30 protein-coding genes are annotated in these 25,929 nt (G+C 63.0%); 15 read left to right on the top strand and 15 right to left on the bottom strand.

Annotation, left to right across the window (positions count from 1 at the left end; genetic code table 11):
• Nucleotides 1-7: 7 nt before the first annotated feature.
• Entirely contained in the window at nucleotides 8-1,081 is a 1,074-nt protein-coding gene (locus AC1DXN_RS20380; protein WP_477271489.1) for an ABC transporter ATP-binding protein, read from the top strand.
• On the opposite strand, the gene AC1DXN_RS20375 is transcribed toward AC1DXN_RS20380, so the two are convergent.
• The 5 genes from AC1DXN_RS20375 to AC1DXN_RS20355 all read right to left on the bottom strand — a co-directional run bounded on the left by AC1DXN_RS20375 (nucleotide 1,045) and on the right by AC1DXN_RS20355 (nucleotide 6,170).
• On the bottom strand, nucleotides 1,045-2,355 hold the full coding sequence (locus AC1DXN_RS20375; protein ID WP_477270883.1) for a flavin monoamine oxidase family protein: 1,311 nt from the start codon (nucleotides 2,353-2,355) through the stop codon (nucleotides 1,045-1,047). The two genes, AC1DXN_RS20380 and AC1DXN_RS20375, sit on opposite strands and share 37 nt — an antisense overlap.
• Nucleotides 2,352-3,428 (bottom strand): extracellular solute-binding protein, encoded by a 1,077-nt coding sequence (locus tag AC1DXN_RS20370; protein WP_477270881.1) that lies wholly within the window; start codon nucleotides 3,426-3,428, stop codon nucleotides 2,352-2,354. Before AC1DXN_RS20370 ends, AC1DXN_RS20375 begins: the two co-directional genes overlap by 4 nt.
• Before the next feature lie 111 nt (nucleotides 3,429-3,539).
• The gene (locus AC1DXN_RS20365; RefSeq protein WP_477270879.1) at nucleotides 3,540-4,622 is read right to left on the bottom strand and encodes an ABC transporter substrate-binding protein; all 1,083 of its coding nucleotides are present in this window, start codon (nucleotides 4,620-4,622) and stop codon (nucleotides 3,540-3,542) included.
• Nucleotides 4,623-4,676: 54 nt separating this feature from the next.
• Entirely contained in the window at nucleotides 4,677-5,342 is a 666-nt protein-coding gene (gene betI, locus AC1DXN_RS20360; RefSeq protein WP_477270877.1) for a transcriptional regulator BetI, read from the bottom strand.
• Between the two features lie 27 nt (nucleotides 5,343-5,369).
• Nucleotides 5,370-6,170 carry a class I SAM-dependent methyltransferase gene (locus AC1DXN_RS20355; protein WP_477270875.1) on the bottom strand — a complete coding sequence of 267 codons (801 nt, stop codon included), beginning with the start codon at nucleotides 6,168-6,170 and terminating at the stop codon, nucleotides 5,370-5,372.
• Nucleotides 6,171-6,370: 200 nt separating this feature from the next.
• Here AC1DXN_RS20355 and AC1DXN_RS20350 point away from each other — a divergent pair, with 200 nt between their 5' ends.
• From AC1DXN_RS20350 to AC1DXN_RS20335, 4 genes are all read left to right on the top strand, one after another.
• The gene (locus tag AC1DXN_RS20350; protein ID WP_477270873.1) at nucleotides 6,371-7,990 is read left to right on the top strand and encodes a phytoene desaturase family protein; all 1,620 of its coding nucleotides are present in this window, start codon (nucleotides 6,371-6,373) and stop codon (nucleotides 7,988-7,990) included.
• The gene (locus AC1DXN_RS20345; protein WP_477270871.1) at nucleotides 7,977-9,542 is read left to right on the top strand and encodes a phytoene desaturase family protein; all 1,566 of its coding nucleotides are present in this window, start codon (nucleotides 7,977-7,979) and stop codon (nucleotides 9,540-9,542) included. Before AC1DXN_RS20350 ends, AC1DXN_RS20345 begins: the two co-directional genes overlap by 14 nt.
• 210 nt (nucleotides 9,543-9,752) lie before the next feature.
• Nucleotides 9,753-10,988 (top strand): aminomethyl transferase family protein, encoded by a 1,236-nt coding sequence (locus AC1DXN_RS20340; RefSeq protein WP_477270869.1) that lies wholly within the window; start codon nucleotides 9,753-9,755, stop codon nucleotides 10,986-10,988.
• 2 nt (nucleotides 10,989-10,990) lie between these two features.
• Entirely contained in the window at nucleotides 10,991-11,248 is a 258-nt protein-coding gene (locus AC1DXN_RS20335; protein WP_477270867.1) for a hypothetical protein, read from the top strand.
• Between the two features lie 150 nt (nucleotides 11,249-11,398).
• Here AC1DXN_RS20335 and AC1DXN_RS20330 read toward each other — a convergent pair whose 3' ends face one another.
• From AC1DXN_RS20330 to AC1DXN_RS20315, 4 genes are all read right to left on the bottom strand, one after another.
• Nucleotides 11,399-12,457 carry a dipeptidase gene (locus AC1DXN_RS20330; protein ID WP_477270865.1) on the bottom strand — a complete coding sequence of 353 codons (1,059 nt, stop codon included), beginning with the start codon at nucleotides 12,455-12,457 and terminating at the stop codon, nucleotides 11,399-11,401.
• A 157-nt stretch (nucleotides 12,458-12,614) separates the two neighbouring features.
• Nucleotides 12,615-12,914 (bottom strand): GNAT family N-acetyltransferase, encoded by a 300-nt coding sequence (locus AC1DXN_RS20325; RefSeq protein ID WP_477246395.1) that lies wholly within the window; start codon nucleotides 12,912-12,914, stop codon nucleotides 12,615-12,617.
• On the bottom strand, nucleotides 12,907-13,539 hold the full coding sequence (locus AC1DXN_RS20320) for an alpha/beta hydrolase (RefSeq protein WP_477270863.1): 633 nt from the start codon (nucleotides 13,537-13,539) through the stop codon (nucleotides 12,907-12,909). Before AC1DXN_RS20320 ends, AC1DXN_RS20325 begins: the two co-directional genes overlap by 8 nt.
• Before the next feature lie 4 nt (nucleotides 13,540-13,543).
• A complete protein-coding gene (locus tag AC1DXN_RS20315; RefSeq protein ID WP_477270861.1) occupies nucleotides 13,544-14,476 on the bottom strand; it encodes a VOC family protein in 933 nt (310 codons plus the stop codon).
• A 234-nt stretch (nucleotides 14,477-14,710) separates the two neighbouring features.
• Here AC1DXN_RS20315 and AC1DXN_RS20310 point away from each other — a divergent pair, with 234 nt between their 5' ends.
• Together AC1DXN_RS20310 and AC1DXN_RS20305 are read left to right on the top strand one after the other, a co-directional pair.
• A complete protein-coding gene (locus tag AC1DXN_RS20310) occupies nucleotides 14,711-16,291 on the top strand; it encodes an alkaline phosphatase family protein (protein WP_477270859.1) in 1,581 nt (526 codons plus the stop codon).
• Between the two features lie 109 nt (nucleotides 16,292-16,400).
• On the top strand, nucleotides 16,401-17,321 hold the full coding sequence (locus tag AC1DXN_RS20305; protein WP_477270857.1) for a diacylglycerol/lipid kinase family protein: 921 nt from the start codon (nucleotides 16,401-16,403) through the stop codon (nucleotides 17,319-17,321).
• Here the strand turns inward: AC1DXN_RS20305 and AC1DXN_RS20300 are convergent.
• Nucleotides 17,303-17,518, bottom strand: coding sequence for a hypothetical protein (locus AC1DXN_RS20300; RefSeq protein WP_477270855.1), 216 nt, complete (start codon nucleotides 17,516-17,518; stop codon nucleotides 17,303-17,305). The genes AC1DXN_RS20305 and AC1DXN_RS20300 overlap by 19 nt on opposite strands.
• A gap of 169 nt (nucleotides 17,519-17,687) precedes the next feature.
• Here AC1DXN_RS20300 and AC1DXN_RS20295 point away from each other — a divergent pair, with 169 nt between their 5' ends.
• Nucleotides 17,688-19,202 (top strand): sensor histidine kinase, encoded by a 1,515-nt coding sequence (locus tag AC1DXN_RS20295; protein WP_477271487.1) that lies wholly within the window; start codon nucleotides 17,688-17,690, stop codon nucleotides 19,200-19,202.
• A 4-nt stretch (nucleotides 19,203-19,206) separates the two neighbouring features.
• Here the strand turns inward: AC1DXN_RS20295 and AC1DXN_RS20290 are convergent, their stop codons facing one another.
• From AC1DXN_RS20290 to AC1DXN_RS20280, 3 genes are all read right to left on the bottom strand, one after another.
• Nucleotides 19,207-19,671, bottom strand: a complete 465-nt coding sequence (locus tag AC1DXN_RS20290; protein ID WP_477270853.1) for a hypothetical protein — start codon at nucleotides 19,669-19,671, stop codon at nucleotides 19,207-19,209.
• An 11-nt stretch (nucleotides 19,672-19,682) separates the two neighbouring features.
• Nucleotides 19,683-20,009, bottom strand: coding sequence for an ElaB/YgaM/YqjD family protein (locus AC1DXN_RS20285; protein ID WP_477246380.1), 327 nt, complete (start codon nucleotides 20,007-20,009; stop codon nucleotides 19,683-19,685).
• A 133-nt stretch (nucleotides 20,010-20,142) separates the two neighbouring features.
• Nucleotides 20,143-20,904 (bottom strand): Crp/Fnr family transcriptional regulator, encoded by a 762-nt coding sequence (locus AC1DXN_RS20280; RefSeq protein ID WP_477270851.1) that lies wholly within the window; start codon nucleotides 20,902-20,904, stop codon nucleotides 20,143-20,145.
• A gap of 208 nt (nucleotides 20,905-21,112) precedes the next feature.
• Between AC1DXN_RS20280 and AC1DXN_RS20275 the strand changes: the two genes are divergently transcribed.
• Nucleotides 21,113-21,433, top strand: a complete 321-nt coding sequence (locus AC1DXN_RS20275; RefSeq protein ID WP_477271485.1) for a response regulator — start codon at nucleotides 21,113-21,115, stop codon at nucleotides 21,431-21,433.
• A gap of 32 nt (nucleotides 21,434-21,465) precedes the next feature.
• On the opposite strand, the gene AC1DXN_RS20270 is transcribed toward AC1DXN_RS20275, so the two are convergent.
• Together AC1DXN_RS20270 and AC1DXN_RS20265 are read right to left on the bottom strand one after the other, a co-directional pair.
• Nucleotides 21,466-22,017: a sigma-70 family RNA polymerase sigma factor gene (locus AC1DXN_RS20270; protein WP_258607097.1), complete on the bottom strand. Its 552-nt coding sequence runs from the start codon at nucleotides 22,015-22,017 to the stop codon at nucleotides 21,466-21,468.
• A 3-nt stretch (nucleotides 22,018-22,020) separates the two neighbouring features.
• Entirely contained in the window at nucleotides 22,021-22,224 is a 204-nt protein-coding gene (locus AC1DXN_RS20265) for a NepR family anti-sigma factor (RefSeq protein WP_477271483.1), read from the bottom strand.
• Nucleotides 22,225-22,446: 222 nt separating this feature from the next.
• Between AC1DXN_RS20265 and AC1DXN_RS20260 the strand changes: the two genes are divergently transcribed.
• From AC1DXN_RS20260 to AC1DXN_RS20235, 6 genes are all read left to right on the top strand, one after another.
• Nucleotides 22,447-23,241 (top strand): response regulator, encoded by a 795-nt coding sequence (locus AC1DXN_RS20260; RefSeq protein ID WP_477246376.1) that lies wholly within the window; start codon nucleotides 22,447-22,449, stop codon nucleotides 23,239-23,241.
• A 202-nt stretch (nucleotides 23,242-23,443) separates the two neighbouring features.
• Entirely contained in the window at nucleotides 23,444-23,611 is a 168-nt protein-coding gene (locus AC1DXN_RS20255; RefSeq protein WP_023670098.1) for a DUF1328 domain-containing protein, read from the top strand.
• A gap of 172 nt (nucleotides 23,612-23,783) precedes the next feature.
• The gene (locus tag AC1DXN_RS20250) at nucleotides 23,784-24,818 is read left to right on the top strand and encodes a sensor histidine kinase (protein ID WP_477270849.1); all 1,035 of its coding nucleotides are present in this window, start codon (nucleotides 23,784-23,786) and stop codon (nucleotides 24,816-24,818) included.
• A gap of 136 nt (nucleotides 24,819-24,954) precedes the next feature.
• On the top strand, nucleotides 24,955-25,137 hold the full coding sequence (locus AC1DXN_RS20245; protein ID WP_477270847.1) for a hypothetical protein: 183 nt from the start codon (nucleotides 24,955-24,957) through the stop codon (nucleotides 25,135-25,137).
• Between the two features lie 114 nt (nucleotides 25,138-25,251).
• The gene (locus AC1DXN_RS20240) at nucleotides 25,252-25,578 is read left to right on the top strand and encodes a hypothetical protein (protein WP_477270845.1); all 327 of its coding nucleotides are present in this window, start codon (nucleotides 25,252-25,254) and stop codon (nucleotides 25,576-25,578) included.
• 83 nt (nucleotides 25,579-25,661) lie between these two features.
• The gene (locus AC1DXN_RS20235) at nucleotides 25,662-25,904 is read left to right on the top strand and encodes a YMGG-like glycine zipper-containing protein (RefSeq protein ID WP_477270843.1); all 243 of its coding nucleotides are present in this window, start codon (nucleotides 25,662-25,664) and stop codon (nucleotides 25,902-25,904) included.
• Nucleotides 25,905-25,929: the final 25 nt, after the last annotated feature.

Here is a 25,929-nt window from a genome sequence, read left to right as displayed (position 1 = left end):
ACGGCCGATGATCGAGATCAAGAACGTCACCCGCAGCTATGGATCGTTCAAGGCACTCGACGACTCCTCGCTGACCATCAAGGAGGGCGAATTCTTCTCGCTGCTCGGCCCCTCCGGCTGCGGCAAGACCACGCTGCTGCGCATGATCGCCGGCTTCGACAACCCGACCAGCGGTACGATCTCGGTCGACGGCCAGTCGATGGAAGGCATCCCGGCCAATCGCCGCCCCACCAACATGGTGTTCCAGAGCTATGCCATCTTCCCGCATCTCAATGTCGAGCAGAATGTCGCCTATGGGCTAAAGCGGTTGAAGCTGGAAGGCTCGGAGGAAAAGCGCCGCGTCGAGGAAGCGCTGGCGCAGGTCTCGTTGACCGGCCTCGGCAAGCGTCTCGCCACCGAGCTCTCCGGCGGCCAGCGGCAGCGCGTCGCCTTAGCGCGTGCACTGGTGATGCGCCCCAAAGTGCTGCTGCTCGACGAGCCGCTGTCGGCGCTGGACAAGAAACTGCGCGAACAGATGCAAGTCGAACTGCGCCGCCTGCAGCAGGCCGTTGGCATCACCTTCGTGCTGGTCACCCACGACCAGTATGAGGCGCTCGCCATGTCCGACCGCATCGCCGTGATGTTCGGCGGCAAGATCGCCCAGGTCGCCTCGCCCAAGGAAATCTACCAGCGGCCGGTCAACCGCCAGGTGGCCGACTTCCTCGGCGGCATGAATTTCGTCAAGGCTGAGATCGTCGAGGAAAACGGCGCCTCGCTGGTTGTCGACACGCTCGGCTTCGGCCGGGTCAAGACCGACAAGCCGAAGGCCTTTGTCCGCAATGGCGGCGCTGCCACGCTGGGCATCCGGCCGGAACGGCTGCGTGTGCTGTGGGACAATGCCACGGCGAAATTCGAGGTCGCAGGCAAGGTGGTCGAGCGCCATTACTTCGGCGAGATCACCCATCTGATCGTCGAAATCCCGGGGCTGGAAAAGCCGTTGTCGGTGACCGAGACCAATGATTTCGGCGCCGATGACATCCCGGTCGGCACCTCGATCCGCCTCGCCTACGACCCGGAAGCGCTGGTGGCGATGGCGGACTGAATTTCGGAAATGATCTTTCGCGCGGCGATGCGTCCAGCGATGATAGCGCCCTCGACATAACCGGGAAATGACGGCGACAGCTCCGACGACGCAAAATACAGCGGCAGCGAGCCGGCCAGGATTGTCCGCTCTGCGTCGGTTGCCGTCACATCCGTGATCAGGTCGCTGTAGGCGCCGCCGCTCCAGCGGTCGTCCGTCCAGTCGCGATAGCTGAGATCGAGCATCTTGCTCGCATGGTCGCCCAGCGCGTCCTGCAATCTTGCCGTCACCTCGGCGCGCAACGCCGCATCGCCGAACTCGCGCCAGCGCAGGGCCAGCGGACCACCAATGAAGACGACCAGCGCCGCATGGTCGTCGTCCTTGCTGACGTCACAGGCAAACAGGCCCGGCAGGTCGCGCCACATCACCATGCCGCTCAAGCCCTTGTCGCGCCAGAAGGCGTTGTCATAGCGCACCAGCACCTTGATCACAGCTCCGCTTTCCCAGACGCTGAGGGCTCGTCCGAGCGCAGCCGGAAGCGGTGGCGCGAACGCCAGTTTCGCGGCCATCACCGGTGGCACGGCGATAAGTGCCGTTCGTGCCTCAATGGGGCCGGTCACTGAAGCCAGACGAACCCCCTCCGGTCCGTGTTCGATGAGTGTGACGGGCGTGTTCAAGCGCAGCCGGCCGCCGAGATCGCTGGCCAGATCCTCGGCCACCGACTGCATGGTTTCGTGCAGAAAATATTGTAGCTCCGGCACCTCGTTGGTGATGCGGCGGTCGTTGTCGATGAGGTGCCACAGCGGCACCTTCTCCAGCGCCAGGCACCATAGGCCCTCGATCATCGACCGGAAGGCGGCCTTGGCTTGGTCGGGATCATTCTGCTGTTCGAGCCAGGCGGCGACGGTCAGCCCGGCGATCTCAGGGGCATCAGGCGCGATCGCATTCATGCGGTCACGGATCGCCATCGACCCGGCATAGGCGCGTTCCGCTTCCCGCGCAGACATCGACGGCTGGGCGATGAAGTCGCCATCGACATGAGTCTCGATCAATGTCTTGGCGCGGGTCCTGACCAGCGCCATCAGCTCGGGCATATCCTCGCAGAAGAACTGGCCGCCGCTGTCGATGCGCTCGCCAAGCCCATTGTCTCTGGACTCCACCCGTCCGCCGACGCGATCGCGTGCTTCGAGCAGGATGAAATCGATGCTGGCCTTCTTCAGCTCAAGCGCCGCCGACAGGCCAGTGAAGCCGGCGCCGACAATGACGACATCGGTTCTCTCGATCCCGGTCTTCAATAGCCGGCCTTGATCTTCTCGAACTCGTCGATCATCCGCTGCTTCAGCTCGGGCGGCACCGGTTGCTGGAACAATGTCTTGTCGAGGAACTTGTCGAGATTGTCGAAACCGCGCTCGCTTAGGACCTTGGCATCGATCGCCGCCATGCCGGCGCCGTTACCGTGGCCATAACCAAAGGTCTTGACCAAGTAGTCGGAGACACCAGGCGCGTTGACCGCGTTCAGGAATTCATAGGCCTGGTCGAGATTATCAGGCGCGTCCTTCATCAGCACATAGCCGCACACCCAGGTGGATATGCCTTCCCTGGTGCCGCGGTTCATGGCGATCGGCAGTCCTTGTCCTTTCAGCGTCACGAAGGTTTCATTCCAGCCCCAGACGAGATCGACCTCATTGCCGATGAACGCCTGGTTGAGGTCGGTGTCGTCGGTCCAGTAGAAGCGGACGTTCTTGTGCACGTCGCGCAGGAAAGCCGACGCCTCCTTGAACTGCGCGTCGGTCATCTTGGTCCAGTCTTTCAGACCGATGACCAGGCTGGCCAGCGCATAGGCGTCGTCGACATTGTCGCCGATAGTGACGCGCCCTTTGAACTTCGGGTCGGCGAAGATTTTCAGCGACTGCGCCTCTTCCGCCGTCACCTTGTCGGTGCGATAGAGCAATGAGGTGTTGCCCCAGTCGAAGGGCATGAACCAGGCCTTGCCGTCGGCGGTGGTGGCAAGATCCTTCATCGCCATGATGCCGGGATTGAGGTCTTTCCAGCCAGATATCTTCGAGGTGTCTAGGGGCTGCAGCATGCCGGCCTCGCGCCACTTCACCACGCTTTGCGAGCAGGGGTGCGCGATATCGGCCTTGAAGCCGGCCCGCATCTTCTGGAACGCTTCGTCCTCGTCGCCGAAGAAGGCGAAGGTCGGCTCGGCACCGTATTTGGCAGCATAGGCCGGATGCAGCAGCGGATCCTCATAGCCCGACCAGTCGAACACGACGAGGTCGCCGCCGCCTTCGGCAAGCGCATAGGCCGCGCCAGCGCCGATGGTGAAGACGGCGGCAAGGACAAGGCGGCGAAACATGGAATCCATGGCGCGAAACTCCTCATCGCGGGAACCGAAGCGAGGTTAGGAAAATTCCGCAGCTTTGGCGAGCCTGTCTGCCCGCCATATGGCAGGCAGACGGGAGGTGCAGAACGGAGATCAATAGCCGGCTTTGATCTTCTCAAACTCGGCGATCATCTTGAGCTTGAGTTCCGACGGAACGGGCGACTGGAACAGCGTCTTGTCGACGAATTTCCCGACGTCGTCATAGCCTTTTTCCTTCAGCACGGCCTGGTCGACGCCGGCCATGCCTTTGGCGTTGGCCTGGCCATAACCCCAGTCCTTGACCAGCACCTTGGCGGTTTCCGGATCGTTGACCGCGTTCAGAAAGTCATAGGCCTTGTCGATATTGCCCGGCGCATCCTTGAACAGCACATAGCCGCAGACCCAGGTCGAAATGCCTTCGTCGGTGTCCTTCTTGGACTTGATCGGCACGCCGGCGGCCACCGACTGCACCGTGGCGTCGTTCCACGCCCAGGCCAGATCGACCTCGCCGCCGCTTAGCAGCTGGACGACGTCGGTGGTGTCGGTCCAGTAGGATCGGACATTCTTGTGCACCTGGCGCAGGAAGTCCGAGGCCTGCTTGAACTGGTCATCCGTCATCTTGGTCCAGTCCTTGAGGCCGATGGCGAGGCTGGCCAGCGCATAGGCATCGTCGACATTGTCGCCGATCGAAACCCGGCCCTTGAACTTGGGATCGGCGAAGGCCTTCAGCGACTGCACGTCCTTCTCGTCGATCTTGGAGGTGTTGAAGGTGACCTGCGTGTTACCCCAGTCCCACGGCATGAACCAGGCTTTGCCGTCGTCGGTGGTGGCGAGGTTCTTCATCGCCATGATGCCGGGATTGAGGTCCTTCCAGCCTGATATTTTCGAGGTGTCGAGCGGCTGCAGCAGTCCGGCCTCGCGCCATTTCGTCACGCTTTGCGAACAGGGATGACCGAGATCGGCCTTGAAGCCGGAGCGGACCTTTTCAAACGCCTCATCCTCGTCGCCGAAGAAGGCGAAGGTCGGCGAGTCGCCATTCTTCTCGACATATTTCGGGTGGAAGCTCGGGTCCTCATAACCGGACCAGTCGAACACGATCAGGTCCTTGTCGGCGGCGACGGCAATCGCCGCCACCGAAGCGGCGAGGGTTCCGGCGAGGGCTAAGGTCAGTGTCAGGCGTCGGCTGAATTTTCTCATTGCAGTTCCATCCTCTTTGTCGTTGCGTTGACGGCTCGACTGGCTGGCTTCTGGTTATCGGTAGTGCTTGGGAAAGGCCGCGGCGAGGAATGCGTTCGCCGCTTGCAGGGCGGTTTCACGCGTTGTGTCTTCGGTTCCCATCATCAGCCGCAGCCACAACCCTTCCAGCATCGCCGACAGCGCCAGCGCCATCACCTGCGGCTCATAGGCATAGCCGCCGCTCTGCTTGAGCGCCGCGCAGAGATCGATGAAGACCTGCTGGTAATACGCGTCGCGGGAACTGCTCAGCGCCTGATAGACCGGCCGCGACTTGGCCTCGCCCCAGAAAGCGAGCCAAGCGGCAAGCTTGCGCTTGTTGCAGATCGAGCGGTCGAAGTCGGCCCAAACCAGCACCTGCAATTGGCGGGCCGGATCATCACCGGCTTTCTGCAGGGCAGCACGCCAATGTGCCGAATACTCGTCATACATATACTGCAGCGTGGCGACGAGCAGCTTCTCCTTGCTCTCGAAATGGAAGTTGACGATGCCACGTGACAGGCCGGCGCCGTCGGCGACATCGGCCATCGTCGTCTCGGCATAGCCGCGCTTGGCCAGCGAATCGATGGTCGCCTCGATCAGCTGCAGCTGCCTGACTTCCTTCGATGCCTTGCGGCCGCGTTTTTCCGGTTCGTTCTTTCCAGAAATGTCTGGGGATCGCTCTTCGCGCGCTGCAGCTTTCATCGGTGCCGTCATGCTCCACATTGCCGGCTATCCCACCATAGCCGGCTTCCACCCGCGAAGATGAGTGGGACGGTGCTCACCGCTGTCAAGCACCTTCTGCATGGCCTCCCAGGTTCGTATGTTCTTGTCGACATAGGCTGCCCCAACCACCGCCGCGACCGTCGGGTAGAGCGGGCCTTTGAGCCTTTCGAGCTCGCCGCGTGCTACATCGCGGTACCAGGGATTGCGGTCGCGGATCGTGACATCGGCAAAGCCGGCCAGGCGCATCGCCTGCGCATAGCGCGCCGGCGAGGCCATGGCGAAGGACAGGCCTTCCGCTGCGACATAGGCTTTCATCTGAGGCGACGGTTCGCCGTCATGCGAGATCATCCAGTTCGACGCCGCAAAGACGCCGCCCGGTCTGAGCACGCGGAAGATCTCGGCAAACAGCGCGTCTTTGTCGGGCACATGCAGCAACGCATCCTTGGAGAAGACGACATCGAAGGAAGCGTCGGGGAATGGCAGGCGACCGGGTGGCGCCTGGACAAAGCTGGCGCGGCTGCCGAGCCCGCGCGCCGCTGCCCGCCGCCTGGCTGTATCGATCACCGGCCTTTCAACGTCGAAGCCGGTGGCGTGCGCTGCGCCATGGCGCTCGATCAGATGCAGCGTGATGCCGCCGGAGCCGCAGCCTATGTCGAGGATCGTCTTGCCCTTGAGCGCAAGGCCGTCGACGACGCGGTCGACCTCGTCCGGCCCGCCCGGCGACAGGTAGCCGTCGCCCCACAGCGCTTCGAGGAAGCGGATCGCGGTGTCGTCATACTCTGGCTCGGCATCTGCCGTTTCGATCATCAGACCTCAGTCCCATCGGCCGAATTGCGCAGGTTCGAATGCCGGCAAAGCGTAGCGTATATCAGGGAAAACGCAACATCATTTGTTGAACATTCATTCAGAATGGCTGGACAGAACGACTGCTGCCGTGCCAAATTCCGCGCATTCGGGGATTGATCACGCAAAAATGAAGGGTCGAGCACAATGAAGGCTGGGCGCGAATGAAGGCTTGGGACGCGATCATTATCGGCGGCGGTCACAACGGGTTGGTCAATGCCTGCTATCTGCAGCGCGCCGGGCTCGATGTGCTGGTGGTCGAGAAGAACGGCTGGGTCGGCGGCGCCGCCACCAGCCGCGAGCTGACGCCGGGCTTCCTCTATTCCAACTGCTCCTATGTCTGCTCGCTGTTTCGCCCCGAGATCATGCGCGACCTCGAACTGCCGCGCTTTGGCCTGCAGGTGATCTCCTATGAAGGCGGCGCGGTGTTCACCAAGGATGGCGACTACCTTGCCAACTACCGTGACCACGATGCGCATCGGCGCGAGTTCGCCCGCTTCTCCAAGCGCGATGCCGAAGCCTATGACCGCTACGCCCGCGACGTGACGCGGCAGTGCCGTTTCATCCAGCCACTGCTGATGCGCACCGCACCCGACCCGACCAGTTTTCGGCCGCGCGACATCGGCGAATTGCTCTATCTCGGCAAGAAGTTTGCCGGCCTCTCAGCCGAGGAAATGGCGCTGACACTGCGCTTCTGGACCATGTCGATCTCGGAGTTCCTCGACGAATATTTCGAGACCGATGTCATCAAGGCCAACTTCGCGCTATCCGGCATCATCGGCACCGCGCTCGGCCCGATGTCACCGGGCACCGCTTACGTGCTGCTGCACCACTATATGGGCGAGGTCGACGGCTCGGTCGGCGCCTGGGGCTATGCGCGCGGCGGCATGGGTGCGGTGACCAAGGCGCTCGCCGCGTCCTTCCAGGCCTCGGGCGGCACCATCCGCACCGGCGCCGAGGCCGATCACGTCCTGGTCCAGCGCGGCAAGGCCACGGGTGTCGTGCTCGCCGGTGGCGAGGAGATCTACGGCAAGCTCGTCGTCTCCAACGCCGACGTGAAGCGCACCTTCCTCAAGCTGGTCGAGGAAAAGGAACTGCCCGATATTTTCCTGCGCCGGGTCAAGAACTTCAAGATTCGCGGCTCGTCTGGCAAGGTCAACATCGCGCTGGATTCGCTGCCCGAATTCCCGGCGCTTCCGAAGGATTCGCCAGTCTATCGCGGCGACATGCATTTCACCGATTCGATGGAGCGCATGGAGCGCGCCTATGACGATTGGAAGGCCGGGCGCTGGTCGGCCGACCCGTTCCTCGACATGGTCATCCCGACGACGCTCGACCCGACCATGGCGCCACCCGGCAAGCACTTCATGAGCTGCTTCGTGCAGTATGCGCCGCCCAAGATCGGCGGTCGCGAATGGACCGATGCCGATCGCGACGGTTTCGCCGAAAGCGTAGTTGCGCAGATCGCCGAATACTCGCCCGGCTTCCGCGATCGCATCGTCCATATGGAGGTGCGCACGCCGCGCGAAATCGAGGCCGAGGTCGGCCTAACCGAAGGCAACATCTTCCAGGGCGAGCTGACGTTCGACCAGCTTCTGTTCAACCGTCCGGTGCCGGGCTACGCACAGTACCGCTCACCGGTTGGCGGCCTCTATATGTGCGGCTCCTCGACCCATCCCGGCGGCGGCGTCATGGGCGCACCGGGCCGCAATGCCGCCGCAGAGATCCTGCGCGACCTCGCCAAGTCCACCTCGCATATGAGCCCGGCCCATGACGTCATTTGACACCATCATCATCGGCGGCGGCCACAACGGCCTTGTCGCGGCCGCCGTGCTGGCCAAGAGCGGCCGCAAGGTGCTGGTGCTGGAAGCCGCAAACGATGTCGGCGGCGCCGCGCGCACCGAAGAATTCGCGCCCGGCTTTCGCGCCTCCTCCATCGCCCATGTGCTGAACCGCTTGCATCCCGACGTGGTGAAGACACTGCAGCTGGAAAAACATGGACTGCAGATCGAACGCAGCGACTTCGTGCCGTCGCTGGCGTTGTCGAAGGACGGCCCGCCGCTCGTTTTGCACGGCGCCTATGGCGAGGTGCTGACCGGCGCCAGTGCCTCCGAGCAATCCGCATGGAAGGAACTGCGCGCACAACTTCTACGCTATGCTGCCATCCTGAAGCCGTTCCTGTCGCGCCGGCCACCCGATCTTGGTGCCATGTCGCTGCTTGAGACGGCGGCGCTTGGCCAGACCGCGCTGGCGCTGAAAAAACTCGGCAAGGAAGACATGCGCGATTTCTTGCGCGTGCTGTTGATGAATGTTGCCGACCTGCTCGACGAGCAGCTTGCCGATATCAGACTGAAGGGCCTGCTCGCCTTCGATGCGACGCTCGGCAGCCATCTCGGCCCACGCTCGCCGACCTCGCTGCTCGGCCTCTATTACCGGCTGGCGGGTGAGACCGGGGGCAAGGCCGGCGCGCAGATCGTGCCGAAGGGCGGGATGGGCGCGGTCGTCACCGCCATCCGCGCCGCCGCGGAACAGGTCGGCGTCACCATCCGCACCGCGTCGCCGGTGGCGAAAATCGTGGTCGAGAAGGGCCGCGCTGTCGGCGTCGCCCTCGACAGCGGCGAAGTGCTTCGGGCGAAAACAATCATTTCCGCCATCAATCCGGCGACCACTGTCCTCGATCTCGTCGGCCCACGCGAAGTCGATACCGGGTTCGCGCGCAGGGTAAAAAACATCCGCATGAAGGGCGATGCGGCCAAGCTCCATCTGGCGCTCGACCGGCCGCCGCAATTCGCCGGCGTCGATGCCGCCGGCCACAAGGGCCGGCTGGTCATCGCGCCGTCGCCCGACCATGTCGAGCGCGCCTTCAACCCGTCGAAATACGGCGAGTTCTCGCTTGAGCCGGTGATGGAGATCACGCTGCCCAGCCTTGCCGATCCGTCGCTCGCGCCCGCTGGCGCCTGTGTGCTGTCGGCGGTAGTGCAATATGCGCCCTATGCGCTGAAAGAAGGCTGGAGCGCTGGCAAGCCGAAATTCCTGAGGGCGATCATGGCTCAACTCGAGACCTATGCGCCGGGTATCGGCAAGTCCGTGCTGCACACCGAGCTTTTGACGCCGGCCGACATCGAGACACGCTACCGCATGCCGGGCGGCCACTGGCATCACGGCGAGTTGCAGGCCGACCAGATGCTGATGTCGCGACCGGTGTCCGGCTGGTCAGGCTATGACACGCCGGTCGAAGGGCTGTTCCTTGCCGGCGCCGGCTCGCATCCGGGTGGCGGTGTCTCCGGCGCACCCGGCTTGAATGCGGCGAAGCGCATAATCGCGATGAAGGGGTGACGGGATGTCTCAACGAGCCAACGCTGCACTCTACGGCGCCCCCCTTTGTCCTGCCGGACATCTCCCCCACTTGGGGGGAGATTGGCTATCATCTCTGCTTTCGCCAATTTCCAACGTTGCAGAAAAGGCGCCTACCGCACGTTCAGCCGATCTCCCCCCTTGTGGGGGAGATGTCCGGCAGGACAGAGGGGGGCGCGAAGGAATGCTGCCATGAACCGCCAACTCAAGACCAAACCATCGATAGCCCGCATCGCGGCTCAATCGCATTTCCGCACGCTTCGTCTTGGCACCCCGTTCCAGCCGCGCATCGATGCGCTGGCCAGAACCCAGGACTGGTACAACTGGGCCGGCTATCGCGCTCCGCATTCACTGTGGGACGAGGAGCTCGAATATTTCGCCATCCGCAGCCAGGCAGCTCTGTTCGACATCTCGCCGATGACCAAATACCGCATCGAAGGTCCGGATGCCGTAGCCTTGCTCAACCGTGTCACGCTGCGCGATGTGGCAAAGCTGAAACCAGGCCGCGTCCACTACACGGCCTGGTGTGACGACGAGGGTTTTGTCCTCGACGACGGCACGCTGTTCCGCCTGTCGCCGACGCGCTTCCGGCTGTGCTCGCAGGAGCGGCATCTGCCTTGGCTGCTCGACAGCGCCATCGGTTTCGATGTGACGGTCGAGGAAGAGACCGAAGCCGTCGCCGGTCTGGCCTTGCAAGGACCGACCTCGTTTGCCGTGCTGCGCGATGCCGGCTTTGCCGGCGTCGAGAAACTCAAAGTGTTCGACCTCGCCGATTTCCCGCATGATGGCGGCACCGTCAGCATCTCGCGCACCGGCTTCACCGGCGATCTCGGCTACGAGCTGTTCGTACCCGCCGACAAGGCGCTCAGCCTCTGGGACCGGCTGATGGTGGCGGGTGAACTGCGCGGGATCCGCGCCATCGGCTACACCGCACTCAACCGCGCCCGTCTGGAAGCCGGGCTGATCGTCGCCAATGCGGATTTCACCACCTCCGAGCACGCCATCCGTGCCGACCGCCTGCGCATGCCGGACGAGATCGGTCTCGGTTTCATGATCGATCTGGAAAAAGGTCATTTCAACGGCCGCCGCGCCATCCTCGAAGCCCGCGACAAACGCAGACTGCGCCATGCGCTGGTCGGGCTGGAGATCGAAGGCAACATCCCGGCCGAACACGCCATCGTCTACTACAAGAAGTCACATGAGGTCGGGCTGGTCAGCGCCGCCATGTGGTCGCCGATGGCCAAGCGCAACATCGCCATCGCCTCGCTGGCGCGTCCCTATGGTGATACTGTTGTCGAAGACCTCTGGGTCGAGATCTATGCCATGCGCGAGCTGCAGTACCAGAAGCTGATGAAGCGGGCCAAGGTGGTGGCGCGGCCGTTCATCAAGCTCGACCGCCGCACCGCCAATCCGCCGGCGGATTTCTGAGCATGACCGACGAGGCCGACAAGCCGGATGATGACGGTGAAGCCGCCGAACAGTGGGAACTGGTCAACACGCCGCTCGGCGAAAAATGGTCGGGCCGCACGCGCTACGCCGCCGCCATGTTCTTCTACAAACGCGGCGAGTTGAGCGCCGAGACACTCGAAGTCTACCGCATCTGCGCCCGGCTGGATTCCACCGATCCGCTGCCCATCATCCGCGATCGCGGCATCGGCCAGGACTGGCTGACGCGCATGGGTGCTTAGTATTTCTCCGAAGGTCTGTTGAGATTCAGGTTAGGCCGAGTCGAAACGGTGGCTTCCGAGAACCGGAGCGGAGCGTACTTAAAGTACGTGAGCACCGGAAGCGCAGGAAGCCGCCGTTTGCAGGCTGGCCTCACCTGAATATCAACAGGCCTACCCTATGGTTTTTTCCAGCATATTGATCCAGTTGCGATAGGCGATCTTCTCGATCAGCGCGCGACCGAAGCCACGCGCGGCCAGCGCATCGATCAGCTTCGGCAGACCTGCGACATCGCCGATCGGCGCCGGGATCATGGCGCCGTCGAAATCCGAACCGAGGCCGACGCCGTCTTCGCCCAGCGCCTGCAGCAGCGAATCGACGTGGCGCACCATAATGTCGAGGCTGGTGTCGGCATTCATCCTGCCATCCTCGCGCAGGAAGCCGGTGGCGAAGTTCAGCCCGACCATGCCGCCGGACTCGCGGATGGCGCCAAGCTGCCAGTCGGTGAGATTGCGCGAATGGGTGCAGAGCGCATGCACGTTGGAGTGCGTTGCGACCAGCGGCGCATCGCTGAGCGCGGCGACATCGCGAAAGCCCTTCTCGTTGAGATGCGAGAGGTCGATCATGATCTTGAGCTGGTTGCAGGCCTTGACCAGCGCCTTGCCCGCGTCGGTCAGGCCTGGCCCGGTGTCGGGCGACGAGGGAAAGCGGAACGGCACGCCGTTGCCGAAAGCGTTCGGACGGCTCCAGACGATGCCGAGCGAGCGCAGGCCGGCTTGATACAGCACGTCGAGCAGGGTGAGTTCGGGATCGATCGCCTCGACGCCCTCGATGTGGAACACCGCCGCGATCGAGCCTTTCGCCATCGCATTGCGCACGTCGCCGGCGCTGCGGCAAACGGAGAGCGCCCCGGCCCGCTCCAGCCGAAACAGGATCGAGGCCATGGCGATGGTGGACGTCAGCGCGTCAGTGCGCGGCAGTTCAGGCGGCAACGGCTCATCGTCGGTGGGTGCCGGCGGCACCGCGGCACGCTTGGATTTCTCGACCGGTGGCGGAAAGATCGCGAACATGCCGCCGGCAAAGCCGCCTTTTTTGGCGCGCGGCAGGTCGATATGGCCGCCCGGAGTCCCCTCGATGAACAGCTTTTCGACATCGGTGTCTTTCGACTGGTAGAGTCTGAGCAGCGTGTCGTTGTGGCCGTCGAAGACGGGGACGAGATCGAGTTCGGACATCAAGGAGCCATTCGGTTCAAGGGAGACGGAGCGCCAGTCTGCAGGCGAACCGTCTACTTAGGCAAGATGGCCGGGCTGCGCAAATGCCAGAGACAATAACTCCTTGTGGCTGTCCACTCTCCACCATCTTGCCGCCCGCCACGCAGGCGAATGGACCTTACTGTTTGAGCACGTCAGCCCATTCCGGATGGCGCCGAAACTGGGCGTTGGCGAATGGGCAGAGCGGGATGATCTTCTTGCCCGCCGCCCGCGCATCCTCGACGGCGCGGGTGACGAGGCGAAGCCCCGCACCCTGGCCGCGGAACGCATCCGGCACCTCGGTGTGATCGATAATGATCTGGTGCTCGCCGATCTTGGTGAAGGTCGTCTCCGCCTCGGCGCCATCAGGTCCGCGCAGGAAATAGCGGCCCTTGGAGCCGCGATCCTCCAGTTCGATTTCAGGCAGTTGGTCAGGCATTGCTTGCTCCTTCAACCGGTACGGCAGCAAAGAACCGCCGCGCCGCTTCGATCTCGTTCGGCCGCACCTCGTGGCCGCCTTCATGCCACTCCACTGTGACATCGGCGCCATCGGCGCGCAAATAGGCTTCGAGCCGCGACGTCAGGTTCGGCGGGCAGATCGGGTCGCGCTTGCCGGCGCTGACCAGGATGCGACGACCGGCGAGACTGCCCTTCACCTCGGGTTCAAACGGGATCAGCGGATGCATCAGCACCGCAGCATTGAACAGCGAAGGTGCCGCGAACACCACCGAGGCCAGGATGTTGGCGCCGTTGGAGTAGCCGAGGCCAAGCACCGAGGACGGCTTCGCCGCCTCGATATGCGCCTTGACGAAACCGGCCATCTTCTCAGTCGCCCGCGCCAAGTCGTCCATGTCGTAGACGCCCTCGCCGGTACGGCGAAAGAAGCGCGCCGCACCTTGCTCCGACACATCGCCGCGCGCCGAGATGATGGTGGCTTGCGGTACGAGATCGCGCCCCAGCGACAGCAGCTGGTTCTCGTCCGCCCCGGTGCCGTGGAAGACGAACAGCAGCCGGCCGTCAGGCGACCCGGGCAGCACCTTGTGGATGTACGCGTCCTTGCTCATGACCTCAGCCTTCCAGCTTCTGCAGATGTTCTTCGAGATAGGGTCTGAGGTGCTGGTGCTGCGACGGCAGCTTCAGCGCTTCGCCCAGATGCGCGGTATCCTCGTCGCGATCGAAGCCCGGCTCGTTGGTGGCGACTTCGAACAGCACGCCGCCCGGCGTGCGGAAATAGATCGCCCAGAAATAATCGCGGTCGATCACCGGCGTCACCTGGTAGCCGGTATCCATCAGCGCCTTGCGCACTTCGAGCTGCCTGGCGCGGTTCTCGACGGCGAAAGCAACATGGTGGACCGACCCAGCGCCGAGATTGGCAAAGCCAGCACCGGGCAGCGATTCGATGTCGACGATATCGGCGCCGTTGCCGTTCTTCACAGCCAGCCGGCTGATAGCGCCTGACCGTTCGATCTCCTCATAGCCCATGAATTTCAGCAGCTCTTCGGTGGCGCCGCCGTCCTTCAGCCGCAGCGACACCGAGTGAAAGCCGCGGATCGCCTCATCGGCGGGAACGCTGCCCTTCGCCCACGGTGCTCGGGTGTCGGTCCTGTCTTCGACCAGCGCGAAACCGTCGCCATCGGGACCGGCGAAGGCTAGACGCTTCTCGCCGAATGTTTCTTCGCGCGAGAGGCCGCTGACGCCCTCGTCGGCAAGCCGCTTTTCCCAATAGCCGAGCGTGCCCTCAGGCACCGAATAGACCGTGGTGCCGACCTCGCCGACGCCGTGACGGCCCTTGCCGATGTTGGGGAACGGAAAATAGGTCATCACCGAACCTGGCGTGCCGACCTCGTCGCCATAGTAGAGGTGGTAGACGTCGGGCGCGTCGAAATTGACGGTCTTCTTGACCCGGCGCAGGCCGAGCTTCTTCGTGAAGAATTCATTGTTCTGGCGCGCATCCCTGGCCATCGAGGTGACGTGGTGCAGCCCTTTGATCTGGTCGAGCATTTTCCTGCTCCTTCCCTTTGTATCTGCGCGGCCCATGCCGCTGTCCACGCCAATATGAGGGCCTGGCCGTCCGGATCAAAGGCAGCAAACACAGAATGGACTGTGCGCTAATGGTGAACAGTGGCGCGGTCCTTGTTCACTATTTTGCAAATCGGTCAGGCTTGCGCCGTCGCGAAATTTCGGTTCCATGAGCGGCGCTCTTCCAGGCGCCTGGTGAGGACGAGGATACCGCGATTGGCCGACAAAAACAGACGCCCGAATGTTCTCCTGATCTCTTGCGACCAGTGGCGCGGCGACTGTCTGTCGGCTGCTGGCCACGAGGTGGTGAAAACGCCGAACGCCGACGCGCTGGCCGCCGAGGGCGTGCTGTTCCGGCAGCATTTTGGCGGGGCCGCCCCCTGTTCGCCGGCGCGTGCCTGCCTCTACACCGGCCTCTACCAGATGAACAACCGCGTCTGCCGCAACGGCACGCCGCTCGACGCCCGCCACGGCAACATCGCGCTTTCGGCGCGAAGCCTCGGCTATGATCCGACGCTGTTCGGCTACACCGACGTCTCGCTCGATCCGCGCACCTTGGCGCCCGGCGACCCCAGGCTGACAACCTACGAAGGCGTGCTGCCGGGATTTAGTGTGCGCCAGCTTCTGCCCGAGCACCAGAAGCCCTGGCTGTCCTGGCTGGCACTGCGCGGTGTCGATGCCGGCGCCGGCTTTCCCGACATCCATCGCCCCGCTGGCGAGGCCTCGGGCAACAAGACCGACGAGCCGGTCACCAATGCTGCGCCGATCTATTCGAATGACGAGACTCCGGCGGCTTTCCTGACCGGCGAATTCGTCCGCTGGCTTGGCGAACAGCGCGACACGCCATGGTTCGCGCATGTCTCTTTCCTCAGCCCACATCCGCCCTTCATCGTGCCGGAGCCCTACAACACCCTATACCATCCGGCCGCCGGTCCAGCCTTCCGTCGTGCCGGGAGCTGGCAGACCGAAGCCGGGAGCCACCCCTATCTCGCTTACGGTATGGGCCGGCAGCAGCGGGCGAATTTCCGTCCCGGCGCCGAGGGCCTGGTGCGCGACTGGGGCGACGATAATTTCCGCCGCATCCGCGCGCTCTACTACGGCATGATCTCGGAGGTCGATGCGCAGCTCGGCCGCATCTGGCAAACGCTCAAGGCGGCGGGCGCCTGGGACGACACCATCATCGTTTTGACCTCCGACCACGCCGAGATGATGGGCGACCATTTCATGCTCGGCAAGGGCGGCTTCTTCGACGGCAGTTTTCATATTCCGCTGATCATTCGCGACCCGCGTCATGGCAAGGCAGCCGGCACAAGTGTCGACCGCTTCACCGAGGCGGTGGATATAGCGCCGACGCTGCTCGACCTGCTCGGCGAGGCGCCGCCGCCGCATCTCGACGGCCGCTCGCTAAAACCATTCCTGGCGAATGAAGCGCCCCAGGACTGGCGCGACGCCGCACATTGGGAGTTCGATTTCCGCTCGATTGCCGAGGGTGAGGCGGAGCGGCATTTCGGCATCGGCCCGCGCCAGTGCAACCTCGCCGTCATCCGCGCGAAGGAGTTCAAATATGTGCATTTCGGTGGCGGGCTGCCGCCGCTACTGTTCGACCTGAAGAACGATCCCGGAGAACTGAACAATGTCGCCACGGATCCGGCCTATCTCGCTGTGCGGCTGGAGTTTGCCGAACGGCTCCTCGCCTGGCGGGCCGAGCATCTCGACCAGTCGCTGGCGCTGGCCGAACTGACCAAAGCTGGCGTTGCCGGCCATGTCGCCGGCCTGCCGCTTTCAGGAGCGAGATAGAGCTCGCACAGATTTCGCCTCGTCAGGCGGAACCTTTCTTCCGCCGCTCCGTTTCAGCCTTTGGCTGGGCTTTCCCAGCTCAATGATTGCAGAGCATACGGAGTGGGGCATGCGATTTGCGGCGGTGCTGAACCGGGACGGCGGCACCTTGCGCACGACCGATCTTCCAGCCTTTTCCGACCGGATGCGCCAGACGCTGGAAGCGGCTGGCCACTCCATCGATATCGACATCGTTGCCGGCAAAGACGTTGAGGCAGCGCTCGCAAGGATCGCCGCACGGCGCGGCATTGATGTCGTGCTGGCCGGCGGCGGTGACGGCACCATTTCGGCTGCGGCGGCCCGGTTGATGAACGGCAAGAAGGCCTTGGCAATTCTGCCGGCCGGCACCATGAACCTGTTTGCCCGCGGGCTTGGTATCCCGCAGACCCTCGACGCGGCGCTGAAATCATTCGCCGACGGCGAGGTGATCGCCGTCGACGTCGCCAGCGCCAACGGACGGCCTTTCGTGCATCAATTCTCGATCGGCATGCATGCCAGGATGGTGCAGCTGCGCCAGAACATGGAATTCGGCTCCCGGCTGGGAAAGATCCGCGCCTCGGCAAAGGCCGCCTGGTCGACGATCAACAACCCACCGGCGATGAAGGTGACCCTGACCGTCGGCAAAGCCGAGATCGTGACGCGCATCACCGGCATCGGCATCACCAACAATTTGTTTGGCGAGGGCCACTTGCCCTACGCCGACAACCCCGCTGGCGGCGTGCTCGGTATCTACGTTACCGTGGCGCGCCAGCGCGGCGAACTGGTGAAATTCTTCTTCAACATGGCGCGCGGCAAATGGCGCGACAACGAGCATGTCGAGATACACCAGGCCGAGCGGGCGACCCTGAAAATCCATTCGCCAGCCAAAAAATTCCGCGCCGTCATCGATGGCGAACTGGTCAGACTCGACCGCGAGACGACGATCGAAATTCATCCCGGCGTGCTGAACGTGCTAGTGCCGCGACGCGCCACTCAGGCCAAGGCCGCCTGATGTCCAAAGCCATCAAGCCGCAAACCCTGGCTGTTGGGCGTCTGCCCCTGGCCGGCGGGCGTGTCGATCATCTCGCCATAGATTTCGGCGATGCCCCAGGCGATGAACACCAGCAGCATCGCGGCAATCAGGATGCGCAGGCCATGTCGTCCCCAGCCTCCCTGACGGGCTTTGTTTTCATGAATGATCTTGACCAAGGCCGGCCTCCCTATCGCGTGGCGCCGACAGGCGTGTCTGGCAAAGCATGGTCAGGTAACGATTCTCCACTACAAAAGTTCCGGATACTGAGGCCAGCGGCCAACCGTCGGCGCGGCACAGACAGACCGCAGGCAAGTCATTGGGGGCTTGGTGGATAGCAAGGTACAGATGGCGCCGGGTCTGCCGGCCAATGTCCGCCGCGCGGTAAACGCCGAGGACCGGCTTGCCGTGCTGCACAGCCTCGACGCGCTCGACACCGCTGCCGATCCCGACTTCGATCGCATCAGCCGGCTTGCCGCCGCGGTGATGCAAACGCCGATCGCACTGGTCACGCTGCTCGATGTCGAGCGACAATGGTTCAAGGCCTGCTACGGCCTGGACGAGACGGAGACGGCAACCAACATTTCGTTCTGCGCCCATGCGATCGCCGCCGGCGACGAGCCGATGGTGGTGACCGATGCCACAATCGACTCGCGTTTTTCAAACAATCCGCTGGTCACTGGCGAGCATCATGTCCGCTTCTATGCCGGCGCGCCGATGGTGGTGGCCGGCGCGCGGATCGGTACGCTCTGCGTGCTCGACCGAAAGCCGCACGCACATCCGTCTGCCGCCAAGCTCGATCAGTTGAAGACATTGGCCGCGCTCGCCGCCAGCCTGTTCACCTTGAAAGATGCCACCCGCAGCGGAGCACTGGCCGAGGCGGCATTGGTGCGCGAGGAAAAGCGCCGCGCCATCGCGCTCGATGCCGCCTCGCTTGCCAGCTGGGCATGGGACATCCGCACCGACATGATCGACTGCGATGTGCTGTTGTCCGAGCTGTTCAACCTGCCGCGTTCGAACCGGCTGAAGGCACGCGACATTCTGGGCGCCATCGATCCCCGCGACGTCTATCAGACCGAGACGCGCTTTCGCGACGCCCTGACCGGCAGCGACGATTATTTCGGCGAGTACCGTGTCAAGGGTTTCAATCCGCCGCGCTGGATCGCCACGCGCGGCCGTGTCATCGAGCGCGACGGCGACGGCAAGCCGACGCTGATCTTCGGCGTCAATTACGACATCACCGAACGCAAGCTCGGCGACGAGCGGCAAAGGCTGTTGCTGCGCGAACTGAACCACCGCGTCAAGAACACGCTGGCGACCGTTCAGGCGCTGGCGACGCAGACCGTGCGCCATGCCCGCCAGCCAAGCGAATTTCTCGAGGCTTTCGGCGCCCGGCTGCAGGCCCTGGGTGCCGCCCACAATCTGTTGTCGGATCGCGAATGGCGCGGCATCGGCATTGCCGAACTGGTGCAGATCGAAGTGAAACCGTTCGACAGCGCCTCGCAGCCGCGCATGGCGATCTCCGGCGCCGACCTGCTGCTTTCGCCCGATCAGGCGGTTGGGCTCGGCCTGATCCTGCACGAACTGGCCAGCAACGCGCTGCAATACGGATCGCTGTCCGTAGCTTCGGGCAAGGTTCAGCTCGACTGGAAGACACAGGGCAAGAAAGGCGCACAGCGCCTGATATTGACCTGGCGCGAAAGCGGCGGCCCGCCAGTCTCGGCGCCCGAGCGCCACGGCTTCGGCTCGATCCTCATCCGCCGCAGCCTCGCCAAGGTCATCTCCAGCGAGGTGATCCACGAATTTCGCCCGGAGGGCGTGTTCGCCGAAATATCGATGCCGCTCGAAGACCTGTCGAAGTGACGCGCTAGCTATCTTCTCCGCCATCCGGATCGTCAGGGCCGGGCTTCACGTTCTCGCGATAGATGGCGTAGGCGGCGAGTGCCACCGCCGGGCCGAGTATGACGCCCAACCCACCTTTGCCCTTGAGCAGCGTCGGCAGCACGGCGAGAGCCGCCGTGATGCCGATCGCCTTCATATCGGCACTACGCCGTCTGGCACGGCGCCGCGCGCGCGAACCCGCCGATATCTGGTGGATGAGCAGGATGAGCCCGGCAATCACCAGGAAGCCGGCGCCGAAGCCGAGGCAGGCTGCCAGCGAGCCGTAGCGGTCGGCCGCCCAGATATAGGCGGCCCCAAGCAGGAAGCCGAGACCGCAGAGCGCCATAAGCGCCGCGAGCCCATAGACAATTGCCGCCGTGCGCGCGCGGCGCACGGCGGCAATTGTTTCGCCCGAGGCGAAGGCCGAGATCAACGATGCCAGCATTCCCATCTGGACAGGAACTAGCGCCGCGCCAGAAGCGCGAAGAGAAAGCCGACGCCGGCAGCGATCGCCAGCGACGTCACCGGTTTCTCGCGCACGCTGGCCATCATCTGTGCTTCGATGTCCTTGGCGTTGCTGCGCAGATTGTCGAAGGCTGCCTCGCCCTGGGCGCGCAATTGTTCGACACCCTCGGTGGCGGCGCGCCGCGCCGTCCCGTAGCCATGCTCGCCGGTCTTGGCCAACTGCTTGGTGAGTTTTTCGATATCGGCCTTCAATTGCTTGATGTCGGCTTCAAGGTCCGTATTCGTCCGGCTGTCGCCAGCGGTTTTTCCTGTGGCAGTTGCCATTGCTTAACTCCTTGCGTTTGCTTGGTTTCAAACGCTCGATACAGGCCAAGGTTCCGAAATCGGAACAAGCTCCATCAAAAGATGTTTCCACGGATGAGTCCAGCCCGGCCGAACGTCATCCAACCCCGCTCGCTCAAATCAGCGGCCGGCGCCCTTCGCCCAGTCCTTCCCAACGCGCGAGGTTCTGAAGCCCCTCATTGTCGACCACCTCGCAGCCGCCCTCGCGCCAGACGATCAGCTTGCGGTCCATCAGCTTGCGGATCGTCTTGTTGGTGTGAACCAGCGACAGGCCGAGCGTATCGGCGACATGCTGCTGGGTGATCGGGATTTGAACCGGTGCCTTGCCGTTGAGCCCGACCACCTTGGCCCGGCTGCCGATAAAGGCGATCAGATAGGCCAGGCGCTCGATCGCACTGCGGCGGCCGACGCTGAGCAGGTTCTCGTCCAGCATCCGCTCTTCGCGCGAGGCGATCCAGGTGATGTCGTAGGCCAGGCCCGGATGGTTGCGGTAAAGGTCGTGCAGGTACTCGCGCTCGAAGACGCACAGCAGCATCGGCGACAGCGCCTCGACCGAATGCTGCATCTCGCCCATCACGCTGCCTTGCAGGCCGATGAGATCGCCGGGCATGAGATAGTTGAGGATCTGGCGGCGGCCATCCGACAGCAATTTGTAGCGGAAAGCCCAGCCCGACAGCACCGTGTAGAGATGAGCGCTGTGGCTGCCCTCGACCAGCACCGTGGCGCCCTTGTCGACCGCGAGTTCGCCTTTCTTGAACGTACTGATGAAGGCGAGTTCCGGCTTTTCGAACTCCCGGAACACCGGTAGCGGTCGCAGAGGGCATTTCTCGCATGGATACTGGCGGCTGGAGAAAGAACGACCGTTCTGGCCAGACATTTCGACCCCTCTTCGAAAGCCTGCTTGAGACAGGCTGAAGGCAAACGTCTCGCAGCGATCGGAGTTCCAGCATCGGGCATGTCTTTTTTAAATGACAGGCTGCCAAATAACGATCATGACTCGCTCTGTTCCAAGGAGACTTTGCGAAGTGCCCCCATTGCTCAACGGACTGCGGATACTGGTCCTGGAGGACGAATTCCTGATCGCCATGGATGTCGAGCAGCTTTGCCGCGACTATGGCGCCGGCGACGTGGTCATTGCCCGCGATCTGACCGAAATCGATCAGCAGAAGGTTGCAACGCAATTCGACGCGGCCATCGTCGACCTCATGCTGGGCGGGGCGTCAACGGTCGATTTCGCCTCGCGGCTGCGCCAGTCGGGCGTGCCCTTCATCTTCGCCTCCGGCTATTCGGACGCCGACGAGATCAAGGCGTCCTTTCCGGGCATCAGACTGGTCACCAAACCCTATTCGGGAGACGATCTCGTCGAGGCGGTGGCGGCGGCCTGCGGACGACGGTCTGCGGCGTGACACTGCTCGCAGACCGTTCAAGCCGTCACGCCCTAAGCGGCGTTTGACCCCGTCACCTGCGCCGAAATTGCATCCGGCCCATACTCGTCTTCGCCTGAAATCTTCAGGATTTCCTGCAGCCGCGTGCGGGCACGGCTGACGCGGCTCTTGATCGTTCCGACCGCGCAGCCGCAGATTTCGGCGGCTTCCTCATAGGAGAAGCCCGACGCGCCGATGAGGATGATGGCTTCGCGCTGGTCCTCGGGCAATTGCTCGAGCGCGCCGCGAAAATCCTTGAGGTCAAGCTGGCCATGCTGGGCCGGATGAACGGCAAGCCTGGCCGTCATGATGCCGTCGCTGTCCTGCACCTCGCGGCCACGCTTGCGCATCTGCGAATAGAATTCATTGCGCAGGATGGTGAACAGCCATGCCTTGAGGTTGGTGCCCGGCTGGAAGCTTTCATGCTTGTCCCAGGCCTTGACCAGCGTTTCCTGCACCAGGTCGTCGGCCTTGTCGGCATTTTGTGTCAGCGACACGGCAAAGGCGCGCAGGCTCGGGATCGAGCCGAGCAGATCGGTCTTGAAGCCCTGAGAGACAGCCGCCATGTCTCAGTCCTTCTTCTGTGCGGGTTCAGCCTGTTCCAGCTGACTGAGCAACTGGGCGAAGCGATCCGGCACATTGTCGGAGACGAGCTCGTCATAATATTGTTTGAGTTTGCGGCCGATTTCCGAATTCGGCCCGAGCGGGTCACCGGAAGCAGCCCGGCGCCTGTCTGCGGCGCCAGCCATTGTATCTTTCGTCATGTCCTTCATGTCGCCCTTTATTTCCAGCATCCGAGCCGCTCTACTAGTTACATACGCAAGGCAAGCGGCACCCTCGTCTGGTTGCCCATCCCGACCCTGAAACGCCGCCCCGGTATATTAGTTCCATAGTGATCGGAACTTTTTGCGAAAACCGGCGTTTGTGTCTTCGGGGCTTGCAATCAGCTTGACCTGCGACCTGTGCAATCACGTCATCTGAGGGAGACGTCTACCATGAGCCTATCTGCAACCATCGCTCCGCACCTGCCGTTCCTGCGCCGCTTCTCGCGCGCCGTTTCCGGATCGCAGGAGAGCGGCGATGCGCTGGTCGCCGCGATGCTCGAGGCCATCATCGCCGATGTCGATATCTTTCCCGACGCATCGAACGACCGCATCGCGCTCTACAAGATTTTCGCCAAGCTCTTCACCTCGGTCGCCATCCGCGTCCCGCAGGAGCAGGCGCAGTCGGCGTGGGAACAGCGCGCCGCGGCCAATCTGAACGCGATCGCACCGCTTCCCCGCCAGGCCTTCCTGCTCGTCGCCGTCGAAGGCTTCAGCGAAGACGAGGCGGCGGAAATCCTCGATGTCGGCGACAAGGAATTCTCCGAACTCCTCGCCCAGGCGAGCAACGAGATTTCCCGCCAGGTGGCAACCGACGTGCTGATCATCGAGGATGAACCGCTGATCGCCATGGACATCGAGGAGATGGTCGAGAGTCTTGGCCACCGCGTCGTTGGAACGGCGCGCACCCACGCCGAGGCGGTGATGATGTTCGGCAAGACGCGGCCAAGGATGGTGCTGGCCGACATCCAGCTTGCCGACGGCAGTTCGGGCATCGATGCCGTCAACGAGATCCTGTCGTCGACATCGGTGCCGGTGATCTTCATCACCGCTTTTCCCGAGCGCCTGTTGACCGGCGAGCGGCCGGAACCGGCCTTCCTGGTCACCAAGCCGTTCAACCCGGATATGGTCAAGGCGCTGATCAGCCAGGCCCTGTTCTTCGACCGGCAAGCGAAAGCCGCTGCCTAGACTCCGGCCTGCGCTGCGCTTCCAAAAATGAAATGATGGCTGCCAAGAGACGCTCGCCCGGCGCAATCGCCGGGTGAGCCGTCAGGCGCACCCAACGCATCGCGCTGCAGACGCCCCTTTCCAGCGGTCGTCTTTTTCGGCAAATGGTGGAACAAACGGCAACCAACCACGTTTTTCTCATACCATTTGATGGAGATGGATCATGCTTTACTGGGCGCTCGTATTCCTCGTCGTCGCGATCATAGCCGGCGCGCTTGGTTTCGGCGGCATCGCCGGCACCTCGGCCGGTATCGCGCAGATATTGTTCTTCATCTTTCTCGCCTTCCTGGTCATTTCGCTTCTCGCCGGCCTGTTCAGACGGGCCTCGTAAGGCGCGACCGGACACTGGAAGCCGCACCCCTCAAACGGTTTCCAGCCACCGCCGGGCGGGGTCCTTCAACGGACACCGCCCGGCGGACCGTCTTAAGGGGGCCGGAGAAGAGTATGAGGGAACCCAATCCGCAATGAACCGTTCAGCCCTGAGTTGGGTGGACAGGTGATTGATGCGTTCCCGAGCCGGAGACATGACCAACAGCGGCGAGAGTGACGAGGTCATCGCTTTGCATCCCGCCGAAAGCGGCATGCAGCTTGGCCGCGCTCTTCTCCATGCACTGCACAATGCCGGCATTTCGGTTCTCTACCAGGACCGCGAAATGAAGACGGTATGGGCGCGCAACATGCGCGCGCCATGGGCCGCCGATACCACCGACAGCAACGGCATATTGCCGCCGGCACAGGCTGAGCGCATCGGCGCCGCCAAACGCAATGTCATCGCATCCGGCAATGCCGAACGGCTTGAGCTCAGTGTTCCCGCCGACGACGGCGTTCGCTGGTTCCAGGTGTGGATCGATGCCGACCACGGCGATGGCGGGACGGTGCAGGGTGTCGTCACCACCATGGTTGAAACGACCGAGCAGAAACGCCGCGAGCAGACGCTGAAGACGCTGCTGCGCGAGGTCAGCCACCGCTCGAAAAACCTGTTGGCCATCATCCAGAGCATTGCCACCCAGACAGGCCGCTACTCGGAGACACTTGGTGATTTCCTGACGCGCTTTCGCGGCCGGCTGCAGTCGTTGGCCTCTTCCCAGGATTTGGTGACATCGTCCAACTGGCGGGGTGCCGCCCTTCGCGAACTCGTCTCCGGCCAGGTTGGCCGCTACGGCGCCGATCCGGCACGCAGCCTGCGTTTCCAGGGTGAAAACCCCTATCTCAACCCCAATGCCGCTTTGCATATCGGCTTGGCGATGCATGAACTCGCCGTCAATTCGGTGAGTTACGGCGCCTTGTCGCGACCGGATGGCTTCGTCGAGGTAACGGCCAGTCTGACCAACGCTTCCGCCGGCAGGCCGGCCTTGTCGCTGACCTGGGCCGAAGCCATCGGCGCCAACGACAATCAACGCAACGAAAAGCGCTTTGGCAGCGTTGCGCTCGAGCGCGTCGTACCGACGTCGTTGAACGGCACCGCGACACTTGAAATCAGCGGCGGCCGCCTCGAATACCGGCTTGTCGTTCCGCACGGCAATTTCGAGACCGAGTGAGCGCGTCTCACGGCAGCGCCGTGATCCCTTAACCGACTGTTCACCATAAAGTCCGATGCTGTGCTTCCCAGGTAGCGCTGGAACTTGCCGATGCCTCGAACGTTTCGACCACGGCTTGCAGCGCAGTATGGGAGGAATGAAGTTGACAGTTGCCGATCTGAACAGACTGGAGCAGGCCGCCCGCATCTCGATGAGTGGATTTCAGGATCTTGACCCATCGGCCGCGCCCTCGCCCAACGTTTCCCATACGGCCCTTCGCCTCGCCATTCTCGCGCTGGTCGCGGTTGTCGTGCTGATCGCGGCACTCCAGTTGAGCTGACCCCCAGTTGAACTCACCCCAAGCCCCGCATCCTTCCAATTATTCATGCACTTGGCCGCAAGCGCAGGAACTTTGAACGATGTGGGCCGTTGCTATGGCGAGAGGATTGTCGCCATGGAACATATTGCCGCCTTGCTGCTGGTCATCGGCTGTTCGAACACCATGACCGAGTGCCGCGAACTGCCCGTGCCGGTCAGCGTCTTCGAGACCGCTGACGAATGCACCGCCGAGCGGCCCTTCGCCTTGGGCGATGTCCAGGGTCAGGCCCAGCACGTCGTCGCCAAATGTCTTGCCGTCGATCCGGCACTGGAAGACGACTATGACCAGGTCGTCTGGAACGTGCGTCCGGACGGGACGCTCGATGCTTCGTTGGAGATTTCCAACCTTATGGTTGCATCGAACGGCGTGCGCCCCGAAAAAGACTCTGTTCGCCAACAATAGATTCGAGCGGGCAAAGGCCGTCATTTCATGCTAAATGGCGGCTAGAGCTTACTAAAGTGAGGACACAAGTGAGGAGAGACTCTATGCGGAAATTGATTATTGCCATGGTTGCGGTGGTTGCGGTCAGCGGTTGCAGCACGACCGAGCAGGACGTCGGCGTCGGCGCCGGTGTCGGCGCTCTGGCCGGTGGCCTGATTGGCGGCGGCAAGGGTGCGCTCATCGGCGCGGCTGTCGGTGCTGGTTCCGGCCTGCTGGTGCGCAACCTGCGCAATGGTTATTGCCAGTATCGCGACAACCGCGGCCATCTCTACACGGCTCGCTGCTGATCCGCTTCAAAGCGCGTCAAGCAGT

It is taken from the genome of Mesorhizobium sp. P2_H9, assembly GCF_056403215.1.
Note: the sequence above shows the minus strand (reverse complement) of the source record. Positions and strands in the feature narration are given on the sequence as shown.